Source organism: Bacillus sp. NEB1478 (genome assembly GCF_031582965.1).
Lineage (GTDB): Bacteria > Bacillota > Bacilli > Bacillales > Fictibacillaceae > Fictibacillus.
In genome coordinates, this window is the sequence record NZ_CP134049.1 from 3,689,431 (window position 1) to 3,715,159 (window position 25,729).

The window sequence follows — 25,729 nt, forward strand, 5'->3', positions numbered from 1 at the left end:
CTTTTAGGGGTTTGTGAAGAGGTGTTATTATAAGGTTGGAAGATGGAAGGGTCCATCTTCTTCATTTTTAATCTTATTTTTAACGTTTTTTAGCTTTTTTGACCGAAATCTCACTTATAGATAATAAAAAGAAGATGGATCTTCATCCATCTTCTTCCTTTTTGTTCGCTTTTTGGCTCAATAATCCCACAATTAGCTCTGACAATCTCACCCTTTTTGAATGCCATCCCACACTTTTTGGCTCGAATCCTACAGTTTTTCTTGCAATAGTCACGAATCGACATCTGCGAATTCGATCCGAGGCTTTTCAAAACAAAAGAAGATGGATTTTCATCCATCTTCCTCATTTGCTCAGCGACGTCCTACTCTAACAGGGGGAGACCCCCAACTACCATCGGCGCTGAAGAGCTTAACTTCCGTGTTCGGTATGGGAACGGGTGTGGCCTCTTCGCCATCATCACTGAACCTAAGTTTTTTGATAAGCGTCGAATCTCTTCGTCAGTTTCGTTCTTCCGGTACTCACGTATGTGTAATACGCTCCGTTCCTTCAAAACTTCACTTCCTCGACCTTCTCGCTTCTGAAAAAACTACTTTTATTAAGTTGAGAGTATGTTCTCTCAAAACTAGATACGACGTTTCCAAACGTTATGCTTTTTTAAGGATAAGCCCTCGACCGATTAGTATCTGTCAGCTCCACGTGTCGCCACGCTTCCACACCAGACCTATCAACCTCATCATCTCTAAGGGGTCTTACTCACTTGACGTGATGGGAAATCTCATCTTGAGGGGGGCTTCATGCTTAGATGCTTTCAGCACTTATCCCGTCCACACGTAGCTACCCAGCTATGCCCCTGGCGGAACAACTGGTACACCAGCGGTGTGTCCATCCCGGTCCTCTCGTACTAAGGACAGCTCCTCTCAAATTTCCTGCGCCCGCGACGGATAGGGACCGAACTGTCTCACGACGTTCTGAACCCAGCTCGCGTACCGCTTTAATGGGCGAACAGCCCAACCCTTGGGACCTACTTCAGCCCCAGGATGCGATGAGCCGACATCGAGGTGCCAAACCTCCCCGTCGATGTGGACTCTTGGGGGAGATAAGCCTGTTATCCCCAGGGTAGCTTTTATCCGTTGAGCGATGGCCCTTCCATGCGGAACCACCGGATCACTAAGCCCGACTTTCGTCCCTGCTCGACTTGTAGGTCTCGCAGTCAAGCTCCCTTGTGCCTTTACACTCTGCGAATGATTTCCAACCATTCTGAGGGAACCTTTGGGCGCCTCCGTTACTGTTTAGGAGGCGACCGCCCCAGTCAAACTGCCCACCTGACACTGTCTCTGAACCGGATCACGGTTCTAGGTTAGAATTTCAATACAGCCAGGGTAGTATCCCACCGACGCCTCCACCGAAGCTGGCGCTCCGGCTTCTCAGGCTCCTACCTATCCTGTACAAGCTGTACCAAAATCCAATATCAAGTTGCAGTAAAGCTCCATGGGGTCTTTCCGTCCTGTCGCGGGTAACCTGCATCTTCACAGGTACTATAATTTCACCGGGTCTCTCGTTGAGACAGTATCCAAGTCGTTACACCTTTCGTGCGGGTCGGAACTTACCCGACAAGGAATTTCGCTACCTTAGGACCGTTATAGTTACGGCCGCCGTTTACTGGGGCTTCAATTCAGAGCTTCTCCTAAAAGGATAACCCCTCCTCTTAACCTTCCAGCACCGGGCAGGTGTCAGCCCCTATACTTCACCTTGCGGTTTCGCAGAGACCTGTGTTTTTGCTAAACAGTCGCTTGGATCTATTCACTGCGGCTCTCTCGGGCGATAAACCCTATCAGAGCACCCCTTCTCCCGAAGTTACGGGGTCATTTTGCCGAGTTCCTTAACGAGAGTTCTCCCGATCATCTTAGGATTCTCTCCTCGCCTACCTGTGTCGGTTTGCGGTACGGGCACATCTTTCCTCACTAGAGGCTTTTCTTGGCAGTGTAGGATCAGGGACTTCGGTACTAAATTTCCCTCGCCATCACAGCTCAGCCTTCACGTTGGACGGATTTGCCTATCCAACAGCCTAACTGCTTAGACGCACTATTCCATCAGTGCGCTCACCCTACCTTACTGCGTCCCCCCATCGTTCAAACGGAAAGGAAGTGGTACAGGAATATCAACCTGTTATCCATCGCCTACGCTTTTCAGCCTCGGCTTAGGCCCCGACTAACCCTGAGCGGACGAGCCTTCCTCAGGAAACCTTAGGCTTTCGATGGACAAGATTCTCACTTGTCTTTCGCTACTCATACCGGCATTCTCACTTCAAAGCGCTCCACCAGTCCTTCCGGTCTGACTTCGCTGCACTTCGAACGCTCCCCTACCCCTGTACCATACGGTACAAGCCATAGCTTCGGTGATACGTTTAGCCCCGTTACATTTTCGGCGCAGAGTCACTCGACCAGTGAGCTATTACGCACTCTTTAAATGGTGGCTGCTTCTAAGCCAACATCCTGGTTGTCTGGGCAACTCCACATCCTTTGCCACTTAACGTATACTTTGGGACCTTAGCTGATGGTCTGGGCTGTTTCCCTTTTGACTACGGATCTTATCACTCGCAGTCTGACTCCCGCGGATAATTCTCTGGCATTCGGAGTTTGACTGAATTCGGTAACCCTGTGGGGGCCCCTAGTCCAATCAGTGCTCTACCTCCAGGAATCTTGCCGCGAGGCTAGCCCTAAAGCTATTTCGGGGAGAACCAGCTATCTCCGTGTTCGATTGGCATTTCACCCCTACCCACACCTCATCCCCGCACTTTTCAACGTGCGTGGGTTCGGGCCTCCATTCAGTGTTACCTGAACTTCACCCTGGACATGGGTAGATCACACGGTTTCGGGTCTACGACCACGTACTATGTCGCCCTATTCAGACTCGCTTTCGCTGCGGCTCCGTCTATTCAACTTAACCTTGCACGGGATCGTAACTCGCCGGTTCATTCTACAAAAGGCACGCCGTCACCCGTTAATGGGCTCCGACTACTTGTAGGCACACGGTTTCAGGATCTATTTCACTCCCCTTCCGGGGTGCTTTTCACCTTTCCCTCACGGTACTGGTTCACTATCGGTCACTAGGGAGTATTTAGCCTTGGGAGATGGTCCTCCCGGATTCCGACGGGGTTTCACGTGTCCCGCCGTACTCAGGATCCACTCTGGAGGGAACGAAGTTTCAGCTACAGGGCTGTTACCTTCTTCGGCTGGCCTTTCCAGACCACTTCACCTACCTCGTTCCTTTGTAACTCCGTATAGAGTGTCCTACAACCCCAGAGGGCAAGCCCTCTGGTTTGGGCTGATTCCGTTTCGCTCGCCGCTACTCAGGAAATCGCATTTGCTTTCTCTTCCTCCGGGTACTTAGATGTTTCAGTTCCCCGGGTCTGCCTTCTCATACCCTATGTATTCAGATATGGATACCACCCCATTACGGATGGTGGGTTCCCCCATTCGGAAATCCCCGGATCAATGCTTACTTACAGCTCCCCGAGGCATATCGGTGTTCGTCCCGTCCTTCTTCGGCTCCTAGTGCCAAGGCATCCACCGTGCGCCCTTTCTAGCTTAACCTTATAACTTACGATCAACTTCGAATTTCTTCGTTTCTCGTAACTTAACTTAAAAAGTTATTGCTTGGCGCAGATAAATAATATATATCTGCCTTGCATATTGTTTGGATGTCGATATCTAGTTTTCAAAGAACATAGTTAAAATAACCTTTCCGATCTTTAAGAACGAAAAAATGTTATTTAGTTGAGAGTTTTGAGTTCTCTCAAAACTGAACAAAAGAAGAATAGGCGTACTTACGAAACAGACTAGCTGTCTCATAATCTCCATAGAAAGGAGGTGATCCAGCCGCACCTTCCGATACGGCTACCTTGTTACGACTTCACCCCAATCATCTGTCCCACCTTCGGCGGCTGGCTCCCAAAAGGGTTACCCCACCGACTTCGGGTGTTACAAACTCTCGTGGTGTGACGGGCGGTGTGTACAAGGCCCGGGAACGTATTCACCGCGGCATGCTGATCCGCGATTACTAGCAATTCCGGCTTCATGTAGGCGAGTTGCAGCCTACAATCCGAACTGAGAGTGGCTTTTTGGGATTGGCTTGGCCTCGCGGCTTCGCAACCCTTTGTACCACCCATTGTAGCACGTGTGTAGCCCAGGTCATAAGGGGCATGATGATTTGACGTCATCCCCACCTTCCTCCGGTTTGTCACCGGCAGTCACCTTAGAGTGCCCAACTGAATGCTGGCAACTAAGGTCAAGGGTTGCGCTCGTTGCGGGACTTAACCCAACATCTCACGACACGAGCTGACGACAACCATGCACCACCTGTCACTCTGTCCCCCGAAGGGGAAAGCTCTATCTCTAGAGTGGTCAGAGGATGTCAAGACCTGGTAAGGTTCTTCGCGTTGCTTCGAATTAAACCACATGCTCCACTGCTTGTGCGGGCCCCCGTCAATTCCTTTGAGTTTCAACCTTGCGGTCGTACTCCCCAGGCGGAGTGCTTAATGTGTTAACTTCAGCACTGAGGGTGGAACCCCCCAACACCTAGCACTCATCGTTTACGGCGTGGACTACCAGGGTATCTAATCCTGTTTGCTCCCCACGCTTTCGCGCCTCAGCGTCAGTTACAGGCCAAAAAGCCGCCTTCGCCACTGGTGTTCCTCCACATCTCTACGCATTTCACCGCTACACGTGGAATTCCACTTTTCTCTCCTGCACTCAAGTCTCCCAGTTTCCAATGACCCTCCACGGTTGAGCCGTGGGCTTTCACATCAGACTTAAGAGACCGCCTGCGCGCGCTTTACGCCCAATAATTCCGGATAACGCTTGCCACCTACGTATTACCGCGGCTGCTGGCACGTAGTTAGCCGTGGCTTTCTGGTTAGGTACCGTCAAGGTACGAGCAGTTACTCTCGTACTTGTTCTTCTCTAACAACAGAGCTTTACGACCCGAAGGCCTTCATCGCTCACGCGGCGTTGCTCGGTCAGGCTTTCGCCCATTGCCGAAGATTCCCTACTGCTGCCTCCCGTAGGAGTCTGGGCCGTGTCTCAGTCCCAGTGTGGCCGATCACCCTCTCAGGTCGGCTACGCATCGTCGCCTTGGTGAGCCGTTACCTCACCAACTAGCTAATGCGCCGCGGGCTCATCTGTAAGTGTCAGCCGAAACCGACTTTCAAAAAAGAAACATGCGTTTCTTCTTATTATCCGGTATTAGCCCCGGTTTCCCGGAGTTATCCCCGTCTTACAGGCAGATTACCCACGTGTTACTCACCCGTCCGCCGCTAAATCAGAGGAGCAAGCTCCTCTTCATTCGCTCGACTTGCATGTATTAGGCACGCCGCCAGCGTTCATCCTGAGCCAGGATCAAACTCTCCATAAAAGTGTTTGTCTTGCTCGTTTTTAAAACTGACGGAATTAATTTAATTCCTTACCTATTTCTTTTGTTCAGTTTTCAAAGAACTTGTTTTGCTTGTCTTTTCTCGAGACAGCTTTATCATCTTACCGAATCGAAGTTATAAAGTCAAGCGTTTTTTAAAAATCTTTTTTTATAAGATTATGGTGGGCCTAAATGGACTCGAACCATCGACCTCACGCTTATCAGGCGTGCGCTCTAACCAGCTGAGCTATAGGCCCGTTAAAAAATGGAGCGGGTGATGAGAATCGAACTCACGACCAGAGCTTGGAAGGCTCTTGTTTTACCATTAAACTACACCCGCATAAAGAATGGTCGGGAAGACAGGATTTGAACCTGCGACCCCCTGGTCCCAAACCAGGTGCTCTACCAAGCTGAGCCACTTCCCGTAATATGGCGCGCCCTGAGAGATTCGAACTCCCGACCTTTTGATTCGTAGTCAAACACTCTATCCAGCTGAGCTAAGGGCGCCTATTATTAATTGCATTATATGTTGTTGTGATAAGTTGGTGCGGTCGAGAGGACTCGAACCTCCACGGGGTTTCCCCCACTAGCCCCTCAAGCTAGCGCGTCTGCCATTCCGCCACGACCGCGCGGCTAGATGCCAGCGCATGAGCACTGCAACTTATAAGTTAAAAAAGTATGGTGCGGGTGAAGGGACTCGAACCCCCACGTCAAAGACACTAGATCCTAAGTCTAGCGCGTCTGCCAATTCCGCCACACCCGCGTTAAAAATATGGTGAGCCATGAAGGATTCGAACCTTCGACCCTCTGATTAAAAGTCAGATGCTCTACCAACTGAGCTAATGGCTCTCACTAAAAACTTTCGGTTAAACAATCATCTTGAAAAGAAAAAAATGGCTGGGCTAGATGGATTCGAACCATCGCATGACGGAGTCAAAGTCCGTTGCCTTACCGCTTGGCTATAGCCCAATGCCTATTTCATAAAAGTGGCGGACCCGACCGGGGTCGAACCGGCGATCTCCTGCGTGACAGGCAGGCATGTTAACCACTACACCACGAGTCCACTTTATATAAAGGTTATTAAATTCTTAATGGTGACCCGTACGGGATTCGAACCCGTGTTACCGCCGTGAAAGGGCGGTGTCTTAACCGCTTGACCAACGGGCCACATGGCAGAGAAGAAGGGATTCGAACCCTCGCACCGCGTTAGCGATCTACACCCTTAGCAGGGGCGCCCCTTGAGCCACTTGGGTACTTCTCTGTATGGCTCCACAGGTAGGACTCGAACCTACGACCGATCGGTTAACAGCCGATAGCTCTACCACTGAGCTACTGTGGAATGTCTTTTAAGGACAATTAATATCATAATTGTTTTAGGTTTAAATGTCAACCTCATTTAGAAGGTTTTTTCTAAGTTGTACTGTGCTGTAAACACCTTCTGTAAAAGGTTATGTATGTGTCATGTCTTACAGCGACTTTATTAAATTACCACATACCTATCTTTGAAGTCAACACCCTATTTTGAAGAAACCTGTTTCAATTTTCCACGGCACTTCCCGCATACATATCTTTTTGTATCAATTAGCCGCTTTCTTTTATAGGACTGCATACAGTCTTTGCATATATAGTGATATTTATAACTCTCCGTCCTCCTCTTTCCTGGAACCGATTGGCAGAAACGTGATCCCCCGACTTTTTTTAACAACACTTTAAAATCAGCGTCAGCATGCTTATAACCTCTTTTTTCAATATGAAGATGGTAATGGCAAAGTTCATGCTTTATAACGCCGATCAATTCTTCCATCCCAAACTCTGCATAAAGGTGCGGATTTAATTCGATATTATGGGATTTTAAAAGGTAACGACCGCCTGTTGTGCGCAGTCTTTTATTAAAAGTTGCCTCATGCCGGAACGGTTTATTGAAGTATTCCGCTGAGAGGCTTTCCGTTAATTTCTGCAGTTCTAGATCAGTCATATTTATACTCCTTACTTTTTCAAGGTTCACACTAACAAGCACCCCAACATAGACTAATACACATATAACGGTTGGGAAGTTCAAGGAGGTCATTTAATGCCTACATGGTTCAAAAGACAGCTCCGCCGCGCATATTACCAGAAAGATCGCTACCAAATCCGTTTATTAAATCAGTGCTGGTTCTTTTATAATCGAAAGCACTCCTCCAGTGAAGAATAATCTGCTGGAGAAGCGCTTTTTTTCATGTATGCTTTTTTATCCCTTTTTAGGAGCTATCATTGTTAATGCAATTCTTTGTTTGGCTACATCGACCGAGTCTACCCAAACGGTTACAACTTGACCGACACTTACAACATCCATTGGATTTTTTACAAAACGGTTTGTCAATTTTGAAATATGGACAAGCCCATCCTGTTTGACTCCAATATCTACAAAGGCCCCAAAGTCTACCACATTTCGAACAGTCCCTTGCAGTTCCATCCCTGCTGATAGATCTTCCATTTTAAGTACATCTGTTTTTAGAACAGGTCCTGAAAAATTATCACGAGGGTCACGGCCAGGTTTTGTTAGTCCATCGATGATGTCTTTTAATGTTGGCACGCCTATATCCAGTTTAGCAGAAGTTTCTTCAAGTGAAATCGTCTTTAATATCTCAGCAAGTGCTTCTGTCCCGATATCTTTTGTTGTAAAACCTAATTCTTTCAATAAAGAAATCGTTCCTGTATAGCTTTCCGGATGGATGCCTGTTTGATCCAATGGCTGATCGCCTTCCATAACGCGCAAAAATCCGATACATTGTTCATAAGTTTTCGCACCTAGGCGTGGAATCTTCTTCAGTTCTTTTCGGTTCTGGAATTTACCGACTTCATTTCTTTTTACGATAATGTTTTGAGCTACTGTTTTAGATAATCCCGAAACATATTGAAGCAGTGAGGATGATGCTGTATTTACATTTACACCGACTTGGTTAACCGCTGTTTCAACAACAAATGAGATTTCTTCACCCAAACGCTTTTGAGAAACATCGTGCTGATATTGTCCAACACCAATTGATTTTGGATCGATTTTCACGAGTTCTGCTAAAGGATCCTGAAGTCTGCGGGCGATAGAAACTGCACTTCTTTCCTCTACTTGCAGATCCGGGAACTCTTCGCGAGCTACAGTCGATGCTGAATATACACTTGCTCCCGCTTCATTTACAATGACATACGCAACAGATTTCGGCAGATCTTTTAGCGTTTCTGCAATAAATTGTTCTGTTTCGCGTGATGCTGTACCATTTCCGATCGCAGCAATTTCAATATCATATTTATCAATCAGCTGTTTTACGACTGCTGCAGATTTCTCCACTTCTGAACGCGGCGGTGTAGGATAGATGGTTTGAATGTGAAGAACCTTTCCCGTTTCATCTACAACCCCTAACTTACAGCCTGTTCGGTAAGCAGGGTCGACACCTAAAACCACTTTACCTTTTAGAGGTGCCTGAAGCAAAAGACTTCTTACATTTTCAGAAAATATGTGTATTGCGCGTTCTTCCGCTTGTTCTGTTAACGCTGCGCGAATCTCTCTTTCGATAGACGGCGCTATTAATCGTTTATAAGCATCTTCAATGGCTTCACGAATATAAGGGACAGCCGGAGAATCAGATCTTTTTACCGTTTTACGATCCATTTTCGAGATGATTAGTTCAGATGGAGTACTGATTCCAACCTTTAAAATATCTTCTTTCTCACCGCGGTTTGCCGCTAAAACTCTGTGAGGAACGATTTTTCGGATTGGTTCTTGGTATTCATAGTACATTTCAAATACTTTCTTCTCGTCGGCCTCTGTATTTTTACCTTCTGTTTTTATCTCGCCTTTCGAGAATGTGTCTTCGCGAATCCATTTTCGCATATCTGCATCGTCAGATAACATTTCAGCAATAATATCTTTCGCACCTTGAATGGCATCTTCAGCAGACAATACCTCTTTATCCTCATTTATGTATGATCTCGCAGCGTCCAAAGGATTTTCATTTCGTTGTTCTAATAACCACAAAGCTAATGGCTCTAATCCTTTTTCTTTTGCAACTGTCGCTTTTGTACGCCGCTTTTGTTTGTATGGACGATACAAATCTTCTATTTCTTGAAGTTTTTGAGCGTTGTTAATGGATGCTGCTAGTTCATCTGTAAGTTTCCCTTGATCGTCTATGAGACGGATTACTTCTTCTTTTCGGGAAGCAAGATTTTGAAGGTATGTCCAGCGATCCATAATATCTTTGATCTGAACTTCATCAAGACCACCTGTTAATTCTTTACGGTAACGCGCGATAAAAGGAACCGTATTCCCCTCTTCCAATAAGCCGATCACTTGATTAATTTGTTTCCCTTTAATGTTCAATTCCTTTTCGATGACAAGTAATGCTTGTTCATTCACAGGTTGTCCCAATAAGAACACTCCTTTTCAATCAATTACATCTATTATAACGAATAAATGCATTTCTATAAAATGACGACCAGATGTTGTTTTTGAGTGCAGTTGATCTCCGTTTCAGGATGCTCGCTTTCCGCGGGGCGTGCGGTGAGCCCACTCGTCGCTATGCGACATTGAATGGTCTCACCTGTCCCGCTAATCCCGCTGGAGTCTCGCACCTTACACTCCAATCACCTTGTCATTGGTGTTAAATTACAGAACACCATTAGCTATAATCTTTTAGAAAAAACACATTCATTATTTGTTGATTCAGAAACGAGTAGGTCGAGGAAGTGAAATTTTCGAAGCGCGGAGTGAAGTAAACCTACATGAGCACTGAGAAAATGAAAATGAAAATGAGATTCGCCGCTTTTCATCCACTTCAAATCGTTTGGCGATTTAGAAGCAAGAAGGTTGAGGAAGTGAAGATTCGAGGAAACGGAGCGTATTTACACTTACGTGAGTACCGCAGAATAAAAACTGACGAAGAGATTCGCAGCTTATCTTCCACTTCAAATCTTTTGTTGATTCAGAAACGAGTAGGTCGAGGAAGTGAAATTTTCGAAGCGCGGAGTGAAGTAAACCTACATGAGCACTGAGAAAATGAAACTGACGAAGAGATAAGAAGTTTATCAATCAACAAAAACAAAAAACACCATCCTAATATTGATAAGGATGATGTTTCGCTATTCGAGATTAACTTGACCTACTAAAACTGTAGCATCGTCATTAACGTCCTGCGGCAGCCCGCTTATATAATTCACCGATTCTTTAGGTGAAATCATTTTCGTAAGAAGTGAACGGCTTACGGTATGAATGTCCATCCCGTCAGAATAGAGCATAAACGAAATTTCTTTTTCGAATTTGAACTCTTGAATTTTAAACTTTTCGGGTTTTCCTACAAGAAAGCCTACTTTTGGAAGCGGATGAACCGCACGCTGTCTTTCAGTAGAAATCATAAAACGAATGTTGCCAACTCCTGAGTAGGTGGCCATTTTGTTTTTATAATCGACTTTTAAAATCGCAATTACAGCACCGCGGGTTTGTCTAAGACCTTCATTACAAAATTTCATCAATTGCTCTACAGACTCATAATGATTCTGATCAATAATCTCAGTTGCTTTCCCTGATGCATCTTTTGCTAGTTTTCCGCTCCCAAGGCCATCAGCCACGGCACATACTAAATAGTCCTCTGTTTCCCTTGTATAAAAGCTATCTCCGCAAAGTTCATTCCCTTTTTTGGGATTCTGGTAAGAAGAAACCAATGCTTTTTTATACTGTTGGTGTTCGATCATCTAAGCGCCTCCGAAGGTGATACTCTCAGTGCTTCTTTCAATTTCTCCAATGCTCTTCTTTGTAATCTTGAAACATGCATTTGGGAAATCTCCAGTCTTTCACCTGTTTCCTTCTGGCTCAAATTCTCGAAATACGTGCATTGAAGAATTTCACGTTCGCGTTCCGATAGAACAGCAAACGCTTTTTCTAACAGCATTCTTTTATCAATCTGATCAAAACCAGCATCTGCTGAGCCAACAAGGTCAAGAAGTGTTACTGTACTCCCCTCTTGATCAGCTTCGATCGAACTATCAACTGAAAGGGCTTGATAACTTTTACCCATTTCCATTGTTTCTAGCACTTCTTCTTCAGAAACTTCAAGATAGTCGGCGATCTCTGCGATTTTCGGAGATCTTTGAAGGCTAGTCGTTAGTTCTTCTACTGCCTTTTTAATTCTAGGTCCCAATTCTTTAATTCGGCGCGGTACATGTACACTCCATGTTTTGTCGCGAATAAAGCGTTTGATTTCTCCTACTATAGTAGGGACAGCAAACGATTCAAACGATCTGCCAAACGTTTTATCATATCTTCTAAACGCTGCAAGCAAGCCAATCATACCGACTTGAACTAAATCGTCATGGATGCTTTTCCCCTTAGAAAATTTTCGTGCAAGTGAATGAACTAGATCTTGATATTGGAGAACCAAATTAGTTTGAATCACTTCATTCTTTGGGTCCTCCTGCAATTGATCAATCCATTCATATACTTGCTCTTTACTGTGAAGGCGCTGGCGAGATTCTGTCGACATGTTCCTCCACCTCATCTCTGTGAAGATACTTTGTCATTGTTACCATGACACCGGCTTCACTTTTTATTTCTACCTTGTCCATTAACGTATCTATGAGAAAAAGGCCTAAACCTCCTTCGTTCAATTGATCAACGGATTTACCATCCACTGGGCCAAGATTTTCTGAGATAGATTCAACATCAAAACTTTTTCCTTGGTCTAACACAGTAATTTCTAAGCAATCTTCAAAAATATTGCAGCCAATACGAACTTGCCCTAATTCTTGATCTTTGTAAGCATGGTTAACAACGTTCGTACAAGCTTCAGAAACTGCGATTTTTATATCTTCAATCTCATCAAATGAAAATCCCATTCTGTTCGCTAAGCCAGAAATCGTTAGTCGAACTACACCAACGTAATCCGGTTTAGCGGGAACGTTCATTTCAATATAGTCGGACGCTGTTCTCATAGCGCCTCCCCCTTTACTCCGCTTTCAATATCCATTACTTCTGTTAATCCGGTAATTTCAAAAATTCTTTTCACCCGATCTGTCATTCCTCGAAGCTTTAATGAACTATTGTTAGCTTTAGAAGATTTTAACGCTCCAACAAAAATACCTAATCCTGTACTATCCATATAATCAATACCAGAAAGGTCAACAACAACAGTGTTTCCTTCACTTTCTGTTAATGGAAGCATTACTTCTTTTAACTTCGGAGCTGTATATGCATCAACTTCTCCGGATAATGTTAATTCGTGCGTTTTATCTATTTGATGTTGGCTGATTTGTAAATTCATTATTTTCCCCCCAGGCTTTAATTAGAAACCGATATGGTACACTTCCCTAAAACAGCAAGTGTTAAACAATTCGTTTTAAAATAATTAAAGTGAAGTCATCTCTTAGCTCAAATTCTTGTAAACGGTCCAGTTCCTTAAACACATTTTCAACAATTTGCTGTGCCGGCAAGTCCATGTACTTCCGTATAAGTGTTACGATTTCTTCTCTTTCTATAAAACCTTTGCTTGTTCGGCATTCTGTAACACCGTCTGAAAGTAAAATAACCATATCTCCGACCTGTATTTCCATTTCATACGGGTGATAGGTTGTTGTGCGTGATACTCCAAGCACTAATCCTTTAGCAATCAGATCCTCGTACTTATCTTCTGCTGCATTATAAATAAAACCAGGTTCATGACCCGCTCCCGCATAGAAAAACTTATGACTTTCAGGTTCGTAAACACCATGAAACATTGTGATGAACATGTTGCTGTTTACATTTTGCTCAACAACTCGATTTAAGTTTTCAAGAAGTAAATGAGGTTTCATTTGTTCTTCAGGAAGACTGTCCATCGCGTATTTGATCATAGACATACAAAGTGCAGCAGGTATGCCTTTGCCGATTATATCAGCCACAGCAACACTAAGGCTATTTCCACTTTTTACAAAATTGAAATAGTCGCCGTTCATTTTCTTAGCCGGGACACTCACAACACCAATATCCAGCTCATCAAACTGAGGCACATCACTTAAGAGCAATGTCTGCTGCATACTTGCGGCAACTTCAATTTCAGACTCAAGCTGCTGCTGTTTATCTCTCAGACTTTGATGTTCGCGATATGCAAAACCATATCCGATCATAGCCTCTAAAAGAAAATCAAAAGAATCTCTCATTTCATCAGACATATCTGGAAAGAGTTCGTCCATAACTTGTATGTGCAAGCTAACAAGATCCTCAGGAGAGATTTGCTGTTCGAGTAATTTTCTGCTGAATTGCTGGCCTTTATAAAGTGTTGTTTCATTCTTTGCTTTTAGATAGACCGATAATAGATCTTGGTAACGTTCAGTTAGTACATCTTTTGCAGTCAAGAGCTCTCCTCCTAACGAAGCCATTTAGTAGCAGAAATCTCCGTTCCCACATCAATAGTGGATTCGATCGAAAATTCGTCCATTAATCGCTTCACACCTGGTAATCCTGCACCTAAGCCACCAGATGTCGTGTATCCATCTTGCATAACTTTTCGGATTTCGCGGATTCCTGGCCCATTATCTATCGCAATAATGCGAAGACCTTTTTTTCCTAATTGATCAATAGGTTCTATACAAATCTTACCTTTACCCGCGTACAAATAAATGTTACGCGCAAGTTCAGAAATAGCAGTTGTGATTCTAGCCTGGTCAACATTTCCGAAACCTAGCTCTTTTGCCATGTTTCTTCCTAGCTGCCGGGCACTTACGATGTCCCACTCATTGCGTACTTCCACACAGGATTGGATGTCCATAATCATCCCTCCAGTTCCAGACGCAATTTATCAAGCCCCTGTTCTAAGTCAAGTGCTGTTGAAACTTCTCTCATTGAAATTCCAAGGTCGATTAAAGTAATAGCAACCGCAGGCTGTATGCCGGTCAGCACAACCTGTGCACCCATTAATTTTGACATTCTTACAACGTCTCCAAGGACTTTAGCGATAAATGAATCAATCATGTCAACGGATGTTAAATCAATAACAACACCCTTAGCACCTGTATCATGAATTTTATTTAGCAAGTCTTCTTGAAATTGAAGTGCTGTTTGATCATCCATCTCGACTTGTATCGTTATCAATAAATATTCATGCAATTTCAAAATAGGAATTCTCATTTTATCTATTCACTCCCTATTTATTGCTTACTAGCTTCTGGTTTGTAAATTCTAAAGCACTTTCCATACCCTTTTGAAGAGAGCTTTTCGTTGGGAACAAACTCAAGTCAATGCCAAGACTGACAATTGTTTGTGCAATTTCAGGCCTTATTCCAACAAGGATACATTTTGAACCTAATAAACGTACAGCATCTGCAGCCTGGATAATATGATGAGCGACCATCGTATCAACGACAGGAACTCCAGTTATATCGATCAAAACTACTTCAGACCTGTATTTAATTACACCATTCAGTAAGTTTTCCATAATTAATTTAGCACGTTCCGTATCAATAGAGCCGATTAACGGCATGACACTGATATTTTGAAAAACTGGAATGAGCGGAGCTGTTAACTCCAGCAATGCTGTTTTCTGAATGGATACGGTTCTTTCCCAAATTTGAGAAGAATTTTCAACAACACGGTTTAAAATCGGATCTAACCATGTGTCGATTTCACGATAAATCGTAATCAGTTTTTCTTTATCGGAAATCCTTTCAACTAAAAAATTGACGATTACGCGGCGTGCCGCTTGTAACCCTTGCGTTAAATAACTTAACGGTAAACCTGTATGAAGAACTTGATCAAAAAATTGATCAAGGGTACCATCCTTTGAAATATCATGGTAGTTAATGTGTTTAATAAGCAACTCAAAGAATTGCTGATCTGTTTCTTCACTCAGTTTCATAGTGGTAGAAGCAGCAACTAATTCTTTTTCTTTAAAAACGTTGACTTCAGTTAGCCAATTATTTTTAAGGGTTTCTTGATTTTCATTAATCATTTGCACAATCAAGTTGTCCAATTATTTTGCACCCCCACTGCATAGTATCTCTTTCATTATTTCATTTCTGATAATTTTCTGCAATGTTTACTCTTTTCTAACCTTGGATATATAACCCATTTGTTTAAAAGCTAAACCTTTCAGAAAAAAAAGTTCTTTTTGCGACCTTTGTATTTTTGAAAGTAATTGGACTCCGTTTGAGGCAGGTGCAAAAATACCCTTGATGCAACAATCTTATTTTATAGGCTTCTTTGACAGTTGATTGGAGTAAAAGGTGTGAGACTCCTCGAAAATGAAGATCACATTTTCTTCGTGCGATGCATCGCTGTCGTAGCTTTCCTTGTCCTGCGGGACAGGCTGGCGGGTGAGACACTTAAAAGTGAAACGTCCGAATGTGGCTCACCGTCTGCCCCGCGGAAAGCGAGCAACCTTGGAACGGAAATCAACTGCTATCAAAAGCAACAATGTATACGACAACAACCTTAAAAAAATCCTAAAAATAAAAAACCGCCAGACAGTTTTGCCAGACAGTTTCTAAATGAGCTTTATAAAATTTTAAAAATCGACCAGACCAGTACTGATCTGCAATGCGTCGTCTACCCTGCGCATCATATCTTCATCCAGTTGTGTTATCTTATCTGTTAATCTTTGCTTGTCAATGGTTCTAATCTGTTCAAGCAATATAACTGAATCCCGTTCAAAGCCGTATTTTTTTGAATCTATTTCAACATGTGTTGGTAGTTTCGCTTTTTGTATCTGAGCTGTGATTGCAGCAACTATTACAGTAGGGCTAAAACGGTTACCGATATCATTTTGGATAATCAGTACAGGGCGGATGCCGCCTTGTTCTGAACCTACTACCGGTGAAAGATCTGCAAAGTAAACATCTCCGCGTTTAACTATCAAGGACTACACCCCGCTAACTAAGCGGTCCAAGGTATGATCGGCTTCCTCCTCTAACAAAAATGCTTCTGAGGCAATCGTTAGATTGATCTTAGCCATTTCCATGTAACCTTGTCTCATCTCATCACGAAACTGACGCTTATTCTTCCGCTCACGAAGATACATCTCAGTAGCTTGATGGATAAATTCGCTGCGGTCCAAATTTTCCTTTTTAATGACACGATCTACCTCACTAAGTAATTTTTGAGGAAGACTAATGACAATCCTTTTTGTGTTCAATTCGGACACAACATACACCTCCAGCGCAAAGCTATACTACGATCAAATTCCTTTTAACCACAATTAATATTATCACTTCAATATTCCATTTGCAAAGCGATTTCAAAGTATTTATTCTACAAACTTTTTATTAGTCCTTCTAATATTCTGCTAAAAATTTAAAATTACATTCATATTTTCTGAAATTCGACCATTTTTCACAAAAACCCTCGGCACTCGTGAAGAAATTAAACACGGAATTTCATAATTTATTGTATTTGCAATTGTTGCGACTTCATCCATTTCTATTACTTCACCTTTTTGATTGCCGATTAATGTGACGAGCTCTCCTATTTCCTTCTTGTTTGGAAGCAATACCATGCACTGATCCATGCAGATTCTTCCGATTATCGGCATCCTTTCGCCATCAATCAGCACACTTGCATCAGGTGATAGTCTCCTTTGCCATCCATCTGCATATCCGATTGGAAGTGTACCGACCCATTCTTCCTTTTTTGCTGTATAAGTAGCTCCATAGCTTACAGTATCCCCAGGCATCAGCTTTTTAACATGAATTAGTCTTGTATGAAGACTAAATGCTTCTGCTAAAGGAAACGGCAAAGATTTTTTCATTTCCATAGAAGGAGCTAAACCGTACATACTAATCCCGAGTCTTACCAGATTAAAAGGTCCTTTTACTTTTCTGAGTGACGCTGCACTATTGGCACAGTGTATCAGCGGCGGTGTGAACCCTTGCTTTTTAAGAAACTCCATTAGGTTTGTGAATTTTTCTAGCTGCTCATCAAACAAAGCAGACTCCCATTCATCTGCTGTAGCGAAATGGGTAAATACACCCTCGAAATGCAGGTTAGAAGACTCATTAATAAGAGATGCCAGTTCAAGCAGCTCTTCCTCGTCTGTTAGACCGACACGCCCCATTCCCGTATCAAGCTTGATATGCAGGTTTAATGTAAGATTCGTTTCTTGCATATAAGACATTGCTTCATGAATCCATTCTTTATGAAAAACAGTAATACTCAATTCATTTTCTGCCGCAAGATTAACATATTCAGGACGAATACGGTTCATAACTAAAATCGGTGCAGAAATGCCTTGTTTTCTTAAAGCGATCGCTTCGTCCAAGATAGCAACAGCTAAATATTCTGCTCCAGATTCAAGCGCCGTGACCGCTGTTTGATAGGCGCCATGTCCGTATCCATTCGCTTTTACTACAGCCATAATTTTATAATCAGGGAGATGTTTTTTGAATGATTGAACGTTTTTGCTTATATCATCCAAGTTTATTTCAGCCCATGTATCTCGATAAAAATGATGTTTGTCCACTTTAAGAAAACCTCCCTCGAAAACTTCCGGATTACTGTCCTTTATTTTAACCGTTTCATTAAAAATATGTAAAGTAAACTTGGTCTAATACCAAGCCTCTATCTGTCAACCTTAGATAAGCTTATTCTTTAAACATGAAAGTAAAAAACAGGCCCGAATATCCGGAGCCTGTCGGAATGTTCCTATATAAATAAGAAGGAATTATTTTATAGCTTCTCCTGCCACAGATCTTGCGATAGCCATCAGTTCTTCTTGATCTAAAGAATTTGAAGCTAGAAAATAATCAACACCGTTGTAGTTCCATGTAATGGATTGGTCTGTCATCGCTCCAACTGTAAAACCAAGATCCACCGGCTCACCGCTTGGCATTGTCAGCCTTGCCGCTGATTCAACAGATTGATTCTTTTGCTGCATGAGTGTGAATGATTTCTTTTCTTCACCGCTTGCATAGCTCATAACAACTTTAGATTCATTCTTTCCTAGCATGACTTCTCTTTCGTTAACGAGATTTAAATTTGCTGTGTAAGTAGGGTAAAGCACTTCAAACTCTTTATCGTCCCCTGAGAAAGTTGGTATCTCGTACTGTGCGCTCGACATGTTTGACTCCATATCGAAAGAGTTTTTATCGAATTTGGCATTGTATTTCACGTTCGAAAAAGTAAGTGTAACTAACTCTTTCTGATCCTGGTCCATGATACGTACTTGCGTAGGATCTAAATCTTTATTTAAAGTAATCTCTTGCTGATATAAGTTCTTATTTTGATAATTTGTTTTTGTATGGAACACGTAGCTTTTCTCTTTTGTTTTAAACCCTCTGTCATTATCATTTAAAATGTCTGAAATTAAAGATTGGAACAAATACACCTGACTGTTGTTTTCCGGCCAGTCACTTTGGAAACGGAAGCTTTTGTTAAGCGCTGGTGTTAATACAAACACGCCGTCTTTATTCCGTAAAATCATCTGACTTTGGTCTTTTTCTGCGTTCTTCATGCTCACACGATAAAAATCCGGTTTTTTATACCAGATTTCCAAGTCATAAGTGAGTGGTTTTTCCCCAGTTTTCAAAGTCATCTTGGCATCTGCTTTATAGCCTGTCATTGAATCCATTCTTTCTTCTAAGGAGTCCAAAACATCACTCTGGCTTTTTGCACCACATGCCGACAGAATTGCCACAAGCATGAACGCCGTCAACATCATTGACAGTGTTTTTTTCATTTTTTGCCATCCCCTTTGTCCCAAAGTAATTTCGACATTGAAGGGGGTACAAGCTCTGCCGTCTAGCAAAGGACTGCCCCTTCTACCGCATTACAATATATGAGACAACCCTGGACAATATGCAGACTAGCTTGACGAGCTTTCTAAAATAACTTGCGCTACGGCATATTCCTTCGTATGAGAAATAGACAGATGGCATACATAAGGGTAAGGGGATGAAATAAACGGTTTTCCTTTTTCATCAGATATGATCTCCATGTCATGCCACGAAAGCTCAGCACCAATTCCGACACCCAATGCTTTTGCCATCGCTTCTTTTGCTGAAAACCTGCCTGCCAAATATTCAAACTTTCTGTTGCCTGATAGTGCATTAAATTTTCCAAGTTCAAAAGTGGTTAAAATCCTATCAGCAAACCGAACCTGATGCTGTGCAACTTGTTTTATCCGCTTCATTTCAATAATATCGATACCTGTTCCAACGATCATAAGCAAACTCCTTTACACTATATCTTTCGCCCTAAAACTTTTCGCATGGTAAACTTGAGATAGATGAATATGTAACGAATAAACTCTAAATAAAAGGGTGAGTTGTCCATATGTTTGTAAGAGATGAAAGTTTCCAGACCTTTATTCGCCGTTATCCGATTATCACTTTTTTAATTGCTGCTCATATTATCGTGTTTCTTCTTATTAATTTTACCCCTTTTGGTACTTCTTTGTATCACTTAATGGTCGGGTCGAACTATTATATTGCACAAGGAGAATACTGGCGCTTATTTACTCCAATCATTACACATGAAGCTGCCGGCCATTTAATCTTTAATTCGTTCTCTTTATTATTGTTTGGTCCCGCCCTTGAACAAATACTCGGCAAGACACGTTTTATTATCGGTTATGCAGGTTCAGGCTTAATCGCCAATATTGCAACTTTACTAATGCTGCCTTTGTCATACGCACATATTGGTGCATCAGGATCTATTTTTGGCTTGTTCGGCATTTATGTATATATGGTATATAACAAAAAACAATATATTGATAAAACCAACACGCAGATTCTGTTAGTTGTACTCGGAATCAGCTTAGTTTCAACATTTATGAATGAACGGATTAATGTTCTCGGTCATCTATTTGGACTGATTGGCGGAGCTGCGCTGGCTCCGATTATTCTTGCGACGATGAAGCGAAAAGGGTGAAAGTATTAAAAGGAATGACCTACAATCCGCATTTTGGCTAGCTTATGTCAGTTTTTGTCGACTCGGGGATATATGGTGAATTCTCGTTGGATTATGACCGAAACTCGTTGGATTAATCGAAAATTCCGTTGGATTATGACCAAAACTCGTTGGATTATTTCTGACTGGCATAAGAAAATTTAAAAAAAGACTCAAAATCGGCTTCACATGCCAACTTTTGAGTCTTTTTCTTTAATCAGAGATCCCCAGTAATACTTCTTTTAACGATGACTCGTAAAATACAGGCCAATCTACATCATAATCGTTCAGCTGGCGTGCATGTTTCGGTTTTACCCCTAATATTTTTACAGGTCTCCCATTCATATATTGAAGCATACGGAAGAGCTCGCTTAATTTTTTCATCCCGCCCAGATCAATTTCACCCGTTGCGGATAAATCGAAAAAAATCTCGTCATATTGACCTTCATAAGCGGATTTCAATGCATTCCCAGTTACGGTAATCATTTTGCTTTCGGTAATGTCGCCAAATATGGGAACAAAAGCAATCTTTTCTGACAATGGGATGAATGGTCCAGATAGTTCATCCAAACGCTTTATTGCCGCTTCCAGTGCTTCCTTTTTTTCAAAAAGTTCAAAATCAGTTGAAGCAAGCCTTAATCTTAGTTCCGAAAGTTTATCCTCAAGGCCCTTTACATGCTTACCGATCGGAATGAAAACGATATAGGCAGAATCATTTTTCCACGATATATGAATATCGCATAAAAGAAATGGATTGTTTTTACTCTTTACGTTCGCTTCAAAACTTTTGTCGCCTTCAAATGGCATCATAAATTTCATAAGCTTATTATGACTTTCTTCATCAAAACAATCAGTGATTATTTCGACATCATCATGCAGCAGCTCTTTGGCTTTTTTAGAAAGGAACTGAATATCACCATGGTTAGTCATTTGTAAAAATGGTACGGGTATGCCATCGTTCATCTTCAGACATTGATCCTTTCTTCTCTATACTCATTTAGCCATTGATCCACTTCATCCAAGTTCTTCATGATCATACCCTGGTGATTTGTATACGGAATTAAATCATATTTATCTACAAGTCTTCCACCAATCATTATTACTGGCTTATGCGGTAAAGCGCTCAATGTCCGTACGTAGTTTTTTAAGAGCGGCAAGTTATAAACAATGGAAACAGATAGGCCGATAACTTCAGGTTTCCACTGAAGTGCAGTTTTAAGCGCATATTCTAAAGGCAGACTCGCACCAAAATATCTAGTTTGCCAACCGCTTTCTTCAAAAAGGCTATTGATCATCTTAATTCCGAGAAAATGCTGTTCACCTTGCAAGCATAAAAACATCGCTTTTTTTTCACTTGCTGTCTCTGATGAAATTTGAAAAAGCCTTGAAAGCACAAAATCACAAACTCCCGTTGCCAGATGTTCATCAGCTACAGAAATTTCGTTATTTTCCCACAGGTCACCAATAAAGTACATAGCCGGAGTAAATAAATTCCGAAATAAAGACAGTCGATTCTGATTAGGCTGTTGTTTTATGAAACTAAGTGCTGCAGTTGAATTGCCTTCTAAAAACAAACGTGCTAACTTTTCAGCATCTGATGTCGCCATACTCCGCCCCCTTTCGGTCACCCTATCGCCGATTTCTTATTAAGAATATCAATTGCTTTATTTAAGTAATCTACATACACTTCAATTCTAGGGTTATCAACCTTTTCTTCTTCCATTACATCTTTAATAAAATGGAAGTTATCAATTAAAAGTTCGGTACTCATCCCGAATTTTTGTAAAATCCCGTCTAGCCACAGTGCATAGTCTGTAAAGAAGGCCACATTATCCAGCTCATATGCTGTCTCTAAATGTTTAAAATGATGGTGATTGTCTTCAATACATTTCGTTCTGCCTTTATCACCATATTTTTCAATTAAAGCAGGATCTTTTTCATATATCTTTTCGGTTACTTTCTCAACCATAACATCAATGTTTAGTGAAGTCATTTGGCAACCACCTTATATTGTTTAACAGTAGGTATGACAGCTGCTAATTCTTTATCAGGATACTTCTTCTCTAAATCATGAATCTTTTTAAACTCCTCACTTCTTACCCATTTCAAATAATCTTCTTTCGTAGAAAAGATAAGCTGCACAGTTAATTCCCCAGCTCTTTTATCATTTTGTAAAAGGAAGAAATCTACAAATCCTTCAGCTTCATCTACTGATCTTGAACGGTTTTGATATATATTTATCACTTCTTCGGCTTTTTCATTTGGTACATCAAACGTTGAAAAGACTGTGTACATAATTATCTCCTAGTAGGTGTATTTAACATAGTTAAAATGTTTATTTAAATATTGTTCAATTAAAAAATAAAATTTCCTCTTTCACAAAAAAATTTTATACAAAAGGCTCTGTTAAACATCGCTGTTGAAATGGCAAAGACAATCTGCGACCAAGGATTATCAACACTATCAATTAACAGAGCTATAAAAAAAAGAAAAACACCGGATCTTTCCGGCGTTTATTAATAGAGATCAAACATGTTAACATCATGCTGTGTTTGTTTCAAATAAGTGAATAACTGTCCTCTATGATGAAAGGCATGGGTAACAATTTCAACAAGCCACTTCGCTTGAGTCATCCCTTTTTCTGCATAAAATGCTTTTGTTTCCTTATTTAGAAAGTCTTCTTGTGATAAGGATAGAAAGTAGGATTTTAATAAATGATAGCCTTCCTCAAGTACATGAGTCAATTCTCCTGCATTTTCAGCACGCATTTTCGCTTCTAACATTCGAATATCTGCTTCAGGCTTTTCTTGCAAAATAGCTAAATCTACATGTGGTATTTGGACAAGGTGATTAGCAAGCTCTAAAAAGGAGCGCATATTATCTGCAGGACGAAAATCGTACACTGATGAATCTGCTTTTTTTAATAAATTATTCGTTGTACGTACAATCACATAAAACTCATCTAATAAGGTTTCGGTCATAGTTACAGCAGCATTTATCATAGTAATCCTCCAGCTAAAATTAAGGTTAATGCTAAATTATTCTTCACTGCTTCGGTTTTTCCTTCACATAGGGTGATTCTAAATAAAAAGAACCGCCAATCGACGGTTCACTTCACATAGCTTCTTGCTACGTGTCTCATTCTCTTATGTCTGATTTTCTGACTGCGCATTCTTAATATGACTAAGAACGCTAGTAAAATAAGGAGTCCGCTGTATAAATAAACACTCCCTTTCACCATTTGGTGGAAAAAGGTTGGTTCCCCAGCTTCTTCTGTTGAATTGTCTTTAGTCGATACCGCCGCTGCTTTTACAGGTTTTTCTTCAAATAATTTATGAGTCAGAAGGACTTTTCCTTCTGCGTTTTTCAACTGTAATTTCCCTTTAGAGGTTACATGCTGAATGGGCTTTTCACCTTTTGGCAGGGTAACCATCAGATCTTCTTTTAAGGCATACTTTTTACCGTTATCTGCTTGAATCTCTGTGCCCGCAGGAACGGTTTGTCTCACGAAATTTGCAAATCCGTAATCCCCAATTGACATCGTATCCCAATACGAGGCTTTGCTTGAAGGAGCTTTTAAAGTAACAATAATTACGTCGAGTCCTTCTCTGGACACAGCGGTTACTAATGTGTGTTTAGACTCGTCCACATAACCGTTCTTCACTCCGATTGTACCCGGATAGTCCCACAATAATTGATGGTGGTTTCGAAGGGTCGTTTTCCAGCCTTCCCCTTCCCACGGAAGTTCTTTCGTCGAAACAATTTCACGAAAATCCTCATTTTGCATCGCATTTTGCGTGATTTTAGCCATATCTTCTGCAGTAGTGTAGTGATCCACATCAAAAAGTCCGTTTGGATTAACAAAATGGGTGTTATTCGCTCCAACTTTTTTTGCAAAATGATTCATCTCATCTGCAAAAGAAGGGATATCGTCAGCTAAGTATTCTGCTATGGCAATCGCAGCATCATTTCCTGAGTTGATTAAGAGCCCTTGAACAAGTTTCTTTAATGGGACTTTCTCACCTTCTAATAAGTAAACACGGGTTCCATCTGCTTTTGCTGCATTACCGCTGACAATAACGGATTCATTCAATTTCCCCGATTCGATAGCCAAAATTCCCGTTACGATTTTCGTTATGCTTGCTGGGTACATTTTATCCGAACTATTCTTTTGATATAAAATGTCACCCGTTTTCGCATCAATCATTACGGCACTTTCGCTTTTAATGTTTGGTTCATTTTCGCCAGATGCTTGCACAATGGGGGTTTGCATCAGCATCATAAGTGAAAAAACAAGAAAGAACTTAAGTCTTTTCATTTGTTCCCGCTCCCGTTGGTCATTTAATCTTTATATCTGTTCGATGAATATTCATTATCTATTATGGTTGAAATCAAAATGAAATTTAGTAATTTTCGCCATAAAAAAACAGGCGTTATTATCAACTGATACCATTCGACAATATTCGCCTGAATCCTTTTATATATCGTACATTCTGATGTATTCTTTAGTCAAAATGCTTGTGATTTTTTTTCCCTCTTAGCAAATCCCCAGTCCATCCTTTCATTCGGAGCCATAAATAAACACCCAAAGTTGAAAGAATAATTAAAATCATTGAATATAAATATCCGTATTTCCAGTCTAATTCTGGCATATTTTTAAAGTTCATACCCCAAATTGCCCCAAGCCCCATTGCAGGAGTAAAAATAACTGTAAAAACGGTTAATGTTTTCATAATTTCATTACCGCGGTGAGCGGAAAGCACATCTTCAAGGTTTAATAACGTATCGATATCACCTCTGTAATGAGAAAGAAGTGTGATCGTTCGGTCAATTCTTGTTGTAATTCTTTTATACGCATTGGTATCTGTTATTTCATCTAAATAAGCTTCTTTAATCGCCATAGATGTCTCATGTACAGGCAACGTCAAATCACTCCAGTTAATGAGTTCGATGCGTCTGTCATATATGCTGTTTAATAGCGTCGTATGGTTATTTTGCTGAACATCCCGCTGTAATTCCTTTAATTTCATTTCAAGATTGTCTATCCCATCTAAGAAATGATTGATTAATTCTCCTAGCAGTACAAGAAAACCCTCAACCGGCGTTTTTTCTTCAATAATTAGATGGTCACACGTTTCTCTGTAATCTCCTGTGATGAGAGATAAATCGAGACCAACCGTCATAAAGGAATTTTTGCGTATATAAAAATAAAAGACTTCAAACTCTGACTGATTTTCCGGGTTTTGTTTGTATATTAATGAGCCCCTAATGATGAGATCTCCATCATTGTCTTTTTCAAGCCGGAGATAACTCGTTTTGTTTTCTTTTACATGCTGCAGCCATTGCTTACAGCCTTTATTAGGAGAAATAAATTCTTGTATTTCTTCTTTGTGGCACTCATGCTGATGCCATTTCCAACCGTAGACACTGGTATGTTCCAT

General features: G+C 41.4%; 25 protein-coding genes, 12 tRNA genes and 3 rRNA genes. 3 read left to right on the forward strand and 37 right to left on the reverse strand.

What is annotated here, in order from left to right; genetic code table 11:
- Positions 1–349 precede the first annotated feature (349 nt).
- The 16 genes from rrf to RGB74_RS18740 form a co-directional block, all read right to left on the reverse strand.
- Positions 350–465 (reverse strand): 5S ribosomal RNA (rrf, locus tag RGB74_RS18665).
- Between the two features lie 192 nt (positions 466–657).
- Positions 658–3,594 (reverse strand): 23S ribosomal RNA (locus tag RGB74_RS18670).
- 269 nt (positions 3,595–3,863) lie between these two features.
- A 16S ribosomal RNA gene (locus RGB74_RS18675) occupies positions 3,864–5,413 on the reverse strand.
- The 16S, 23S and 5S rRNA genes sit together here with 12 tRNA genes alongside, the layout of an rRNA operon.
- Positions 5,414–5,590: 177 nt before the next feature.
- Positions 5,591–5,667, reverse strand: a tRNA-Ile gene (locus tag RGB74_RS18680).
- 9 nt (positions 5,668–5,676) lie between these two features.
- Positions 5,677–5,750 (reverse strand) — tRNA-Gly (locus RGB74_RS18685).
- 8 nt (positions 5,751–5,758) lie between these two features.
- Positions 5,759–5,835 (reverse strand) — tRNA-Pro (locus tag RGB74_RS18690).
- Positions 5,836–5,840: 5 nt separating this feature from the next.
- A tRNA-Arg gene (locus tag RGB74_RS18695) sits at positions 5,841–5,917 on the reverse strand.
- 36 nt (positions 5,918–5,953) lie between these two features.
- Positions 5,954–6,039, reverse strand: a tRNA-Leu gene (locus RGB74_RS18700).
- Between the two features lie 50 nt (positions 6,040–6,089).
- A tRNA-Leu gene (locus RGB74_RS18705) sits at positions 6,090–6,173 on the reverse strand.
- A gap of 10 nt (positions 6,174–6,183) precedes the next feature.
- Positions 6,184–6,259, reverse strand: a tRNA-Lys gene (locus RGB74_RS18710).
- A gap of 45 nt (positions 6,260–6,304) precedes the next feature.
- Positions 6,305–6,379, reverse strand: a tRNA-Gln gene (locus tag RGB74_RS18715).
- A gap of 18 nt (positions 6,380–6,397) precedes the next feature.
- Positions 6,398–6,473: transfer RNA gene (locus RGB74_RS18720), tRNA-Asp, on the reverse strand.
- 29 nt (positions 6,474–6,502) lie between these two features.
- Positions 6,503–6,577 (reverse strand) — tRNA-Glu (locus tag RGB74_RS18725).
- 3 nt (positions 6,578–6,580) lie between these two features.
- Positions 6,581–6,671: transfer RNA gene (locus RGB74_RS18730), tRNA-Ser, on the reverse strand.
- Between the two features lie 3 nt (positions 6,672–6,674).
- Positions 6,675–6,749 (reverse strand) — tRNA-Asn (locus tag RGB74_RS18735).
- A 177-nt stretch (positions 6,750–6,926) separates the two neighbouring features.
- On the reverse strand, positions 6,927–7,385 hold the full coding sequence (locus RGB74_RS18740) for a SprT family protein (protein WP_310760760.1): 459 nt from the start codon (positions 7,383–7,385) through the stop codon (positions 6,927–6,929).
- A 96-nt stretch (positions 7,386–7,481) separates the two neighbouring features.
- Here RGB74_RS18740 and cmpA point away from each other — a divergent pair, with 96 nt between their 5' ends.
- Positions 7,482–7,604 (forward strand): cortex morphogenetic protein CmpA, encoded by a 123-nt coding sequence (gene cmpA / locus RGB74_RS18745; RefSeq protein ID WP_130297391.1) that lies wholly within the window; start codon positions 7,482–7,484, stop codon positions 7,602–7,604.
- Between the two features lie 36 nt (positions 7,605–7,640).
- Here cmpA and RGB74_RS18750 read toward each other — a convergent pair whose 3' ends face one another.
- A complete protein-coding gene (locus RGB74_RS18750) occupies positions 7,641–9,812 on the reverse strand; it encodes a Tex family protein (protein ID WP_310760761.1) in 2,172 nt (723 codons plus the stop codon).
- A 353-nt stretch (positions 9,813–10,165) separates the two neighbouring features.
- Between RGB74_RS18750 and RGB74_RS18755 the strand changes: the two genes are divergently transcribed.
- Entirely contained in the window at positions 10,166–10,435 is a 270-nt protein-coding gene (locus tag RGB74_RS18755; RefSeq protein ID WP_310760762.1) for a hypothetical protein, read from the forward strand.
- An 87-nt stretch (positions 10,436–10,522) separates the two neighbouring features.
- Here the strand turns inward: RGB74_RS18755 and RGB74_RS18760 are convergent, their stop codons facing one another.
- From RGB74_RS18760 to acpS, 13 genes are all read right to left on the reverse strand, one after another.
- Entirely contained in the window at positions 10,523–11,131 is a 609-nt protein-coding gene (locus RGB74_RS18760) for a SpoIIE family protein phosphatase (RefSeq protein WP_310760763.1), read from the reverse strand.
- A complete protein-coding gene (gene sigB / locus RGB74_RS18765; protein WP_310760764.1) occupies positions 11,128–11,919 on the reverse strand; it encodes an RNA polymerase sigma factor SigB in 792 nt (263 codons plus the stop codon). The genes RGB74_RS18760 and sigB overlap by 4 nt, the downstream gene beginning before the upstream one ends.
- Complete coding sequence (gene rsbW, locus RGB74_RS18770; protein ID WP_310760765.1) at positions 11,885–12,367, reverse strand: anti-sigma B factor RsbW; 483 nt, start codon at positions 12,365–12,367, stop codon at positions 11,885–11,887. Before rsbW ends, sigB begins: the two co-directional genes overlap by 35 nt.
- Positions 12,364–12,696: an STAS domain-containing protein gene (locus tag RGB74_RS18775; protein ID WP_310760767.1), complete on the reverse strand. Its 333-nt coding sequence runs from the start codon at positions 12,694–12,696 to the stop codon at positions 12,364–12,366. The genes rsbW and RGB74_RS18775 overlap by 4 nt, the downstream gene beginning before the upstream one ends.
- 61 nt (positions 12,697–12,757) lie before the next feature.
- Positions 12,758–13,765: a PP2C family protein-serine/threonine phosphatase gene (locus tag RGB74_RS18780; protein WP_310760768.1), complete on the reverse strand. Its 1,008-nt coding sequence runs from the start codon at positions 13,763–13,765 to the stop codon at positions 12,758–12,760.
- Between the two features lie 11 nt (positions 13,766–13,776).
- Positions 13,777–14,178, reverse strand: coding sequence for an anti-sigma regulatory factor (locus RGB74_RS18785; RefSeq protein WP_310760769.1), 402 nt, complete (start codon positions 14,176–14,178; stop codon positions 13,777–13,779).
- 2 nt (positions 14,179–14,180) lie between these two features.
- Complete coding sequence (locus tag RGB74_RS18790; protein ID WP_066239455.1) at positions 14,181–14,537, reverse strand: STAS domain-containing protein; 357 nt, start codon at positions 14,535–14,537, stop codon at positions 14,181–14,183.
- Positions 14,538–14,553: 16 nt separating this feature from the next.
- Positions 14,554–15,378: an STAS domain-containing protein gene (locus RGB74_RS18795; RefSeq protein ID WP_310760770.1), complete on the reverse strand. Its 825-nt coding sequence runs from the start codon at positions 15,376–15,378 to the stop codon at positions 14,554–14,556.
- A 534-nt stretch (positions 15,379–15,912) separates the two neighbouring features.
- The gene (locus tag RGB74_RS18800) at positions 15,913–16,263 is read right to left on the reverse strand and encodes a type II toxin-antitoxin system PemK/MazF family toxin (RefSeq protein ID WP_066239453.1); all 351 of its coding nucleotides are present in this window, start codon (positions 16,261–16,263) and stop codon (positions 15,913–15,915) included.
- Between the two features lie 3 nt (positions 16,264–16,266).
- Positions 16,267–16,548 carry a CopG family ribbon-helix-helix protein gene (locus tag RGB74_RS18805; protein WP_310262621.1) on the reverse strand — a complete coding sequence of 94 codons (282 nt, stop codon included), beginning with the start codon at positions 16,546–16,548 and terminating at the stop codon, positions 16,267–16,269.
- A 141-nt stretch (positions 16,549–16,689) separates the two neighbouring features.
- The gene (alr, locus tag RGB74_RS18810) at positions 16,690–17,862 is read right to left on the reverse strand and encodes an alanine racemase (protein WP_310760771.1); all 1,173 of its coding nucleotides are present in this window, start codon (positions 17,860–17,862) and stop codon (positions 16,690–16,692) included.
- Between the two features lie 201 nt (positions 17,863–18,063).
- The gene (locus RGB74_RS18815; RefSeq protein WP_310760772.1) at positions 18,064–19,077 is read right to left on the reverse strand and encodes a LolA family protein; all 1,014 of its coding nucleotides are present in this window, start codon (positions 19,075–19,077) and stop codon (positions 18,064–18,066) included.
- 126 nt (positions 19,078–19,203) lie between these two features.
- Positions 19,204–19,563, reverse strand: a complete 360-nt coding sequence (gene acpS / locus RGB74_RS18820; protein WP_310760773.1) for a holo-ACP synthase — start codon at positions 19,561–19,563, stop codon at positions 19,204–19,206.
- 110 nt (positions 19,564–19,673) lie between these two features.
- Between acpS and RGB74_RS18825 the strand changes: the two genes are divergently transcribed.
- Positions 19,674–20,270, forward strand: a complete 597-nt coding sequence (locus RGB74_RS18825) for a rhomboid family intramembrane serine protease (RefSeq protein WP_310760774.1) — start codon at positions 19,674–19,676, stop codon at positions 20,268–20,270.
- 231 nt (positions 20,271–20,501) lie between these two features.
- Here RGB74_RS18825 and RGB74_RS18830 read toward each other — a convergent pair whose 3' ends face one another.
- The 7 genes from RGB74_RS18830 to RGB74_RS18860 form a co-directional block, all read right to left on the reverse strand.
- Positions 20,502–21,251, reverse strand: coding sequence for an STAS domain-containing protein (locus tag RGB74_RS18830; RefSeq protein WP_310760775.1), 750 nt, complete (start codon positions 21,249–21,251; stop codon positions 20,502–20,504).
- Positions 21,252–21,253: 2 nt separating this feature from the next.
- Positions 21,254–21,895, reverse strand: coding sequence for a cobalamin B12-binding domain-containing protein (locus RGB74_RS18835; protein ID WP_310760776.1), 642 nt, complete (start codon positions 21,893–21,895; stop codon positions 21,254–21,256).
- A 17-nt stretch (positions 21,896–21,912) separates the two neighbouring features.
- A complete protein-coding gene (locus RGB74_RS18840) occupies positions 21,913–22,281 on the reverse strand; it encodes a hypothetical protein (RefSeq protein ID WP_310760777.1) in 369 nt (122 codons plus the stop codon).
- The gene (locus RGB74_RS18845; protein ID WP_310760778.1) at positions 22,278–22,583 is read right to left on the reverse strand and encodes an antibiotic biosynthesis monooxygenase family protein; all 306 of its coding nucleotides are present in this window, start codon (positions 22,581–22,583) and stop codon (positions 22,278–22,280) included. The genes RGB74_RS18840 and RGB74_RS18845 overlap by 4 nt, the downstream gene beginning before the upstream one ends.
- Before the next feature lie 221 nt (positions 22,584–22,804).
- A complete protein-coding gene (locus RGB74_RS18850; RefSeq protein WP_310760779.1) occupies positions 22,805–23,290 on the reverse strand; it encodes a DinB family protein in 486 nt (161 codons plus the stop codon).
- A 107-nt stretch (positions 23,291–23,397) separates the two neighbouring features.
- The gene (locus tag RGB74_RS18855) at positions 23,398–24,606 is read right to left on the reverse strand and encodes a D-alanyl-D-alanine carboxypeptidase family protein (RefSeq protein WP_310760780.1); all 1,209 of its coding nucleotides are present in this window, start codon (positions 24,604–24,606) and stop codon (positions 23,398–23,400) included.
- Positions 24,607–24,793: 187 nt separating this feature from the next.
- A complete protein-coding gene (locus RGB74_RS18860; protein ID WP_310760781.1) occupies positions 24,794–25,729 on the reverse strand; it encodes a magnesium transporter CorA family protein in 936 nt (311 codons plus the stop codon).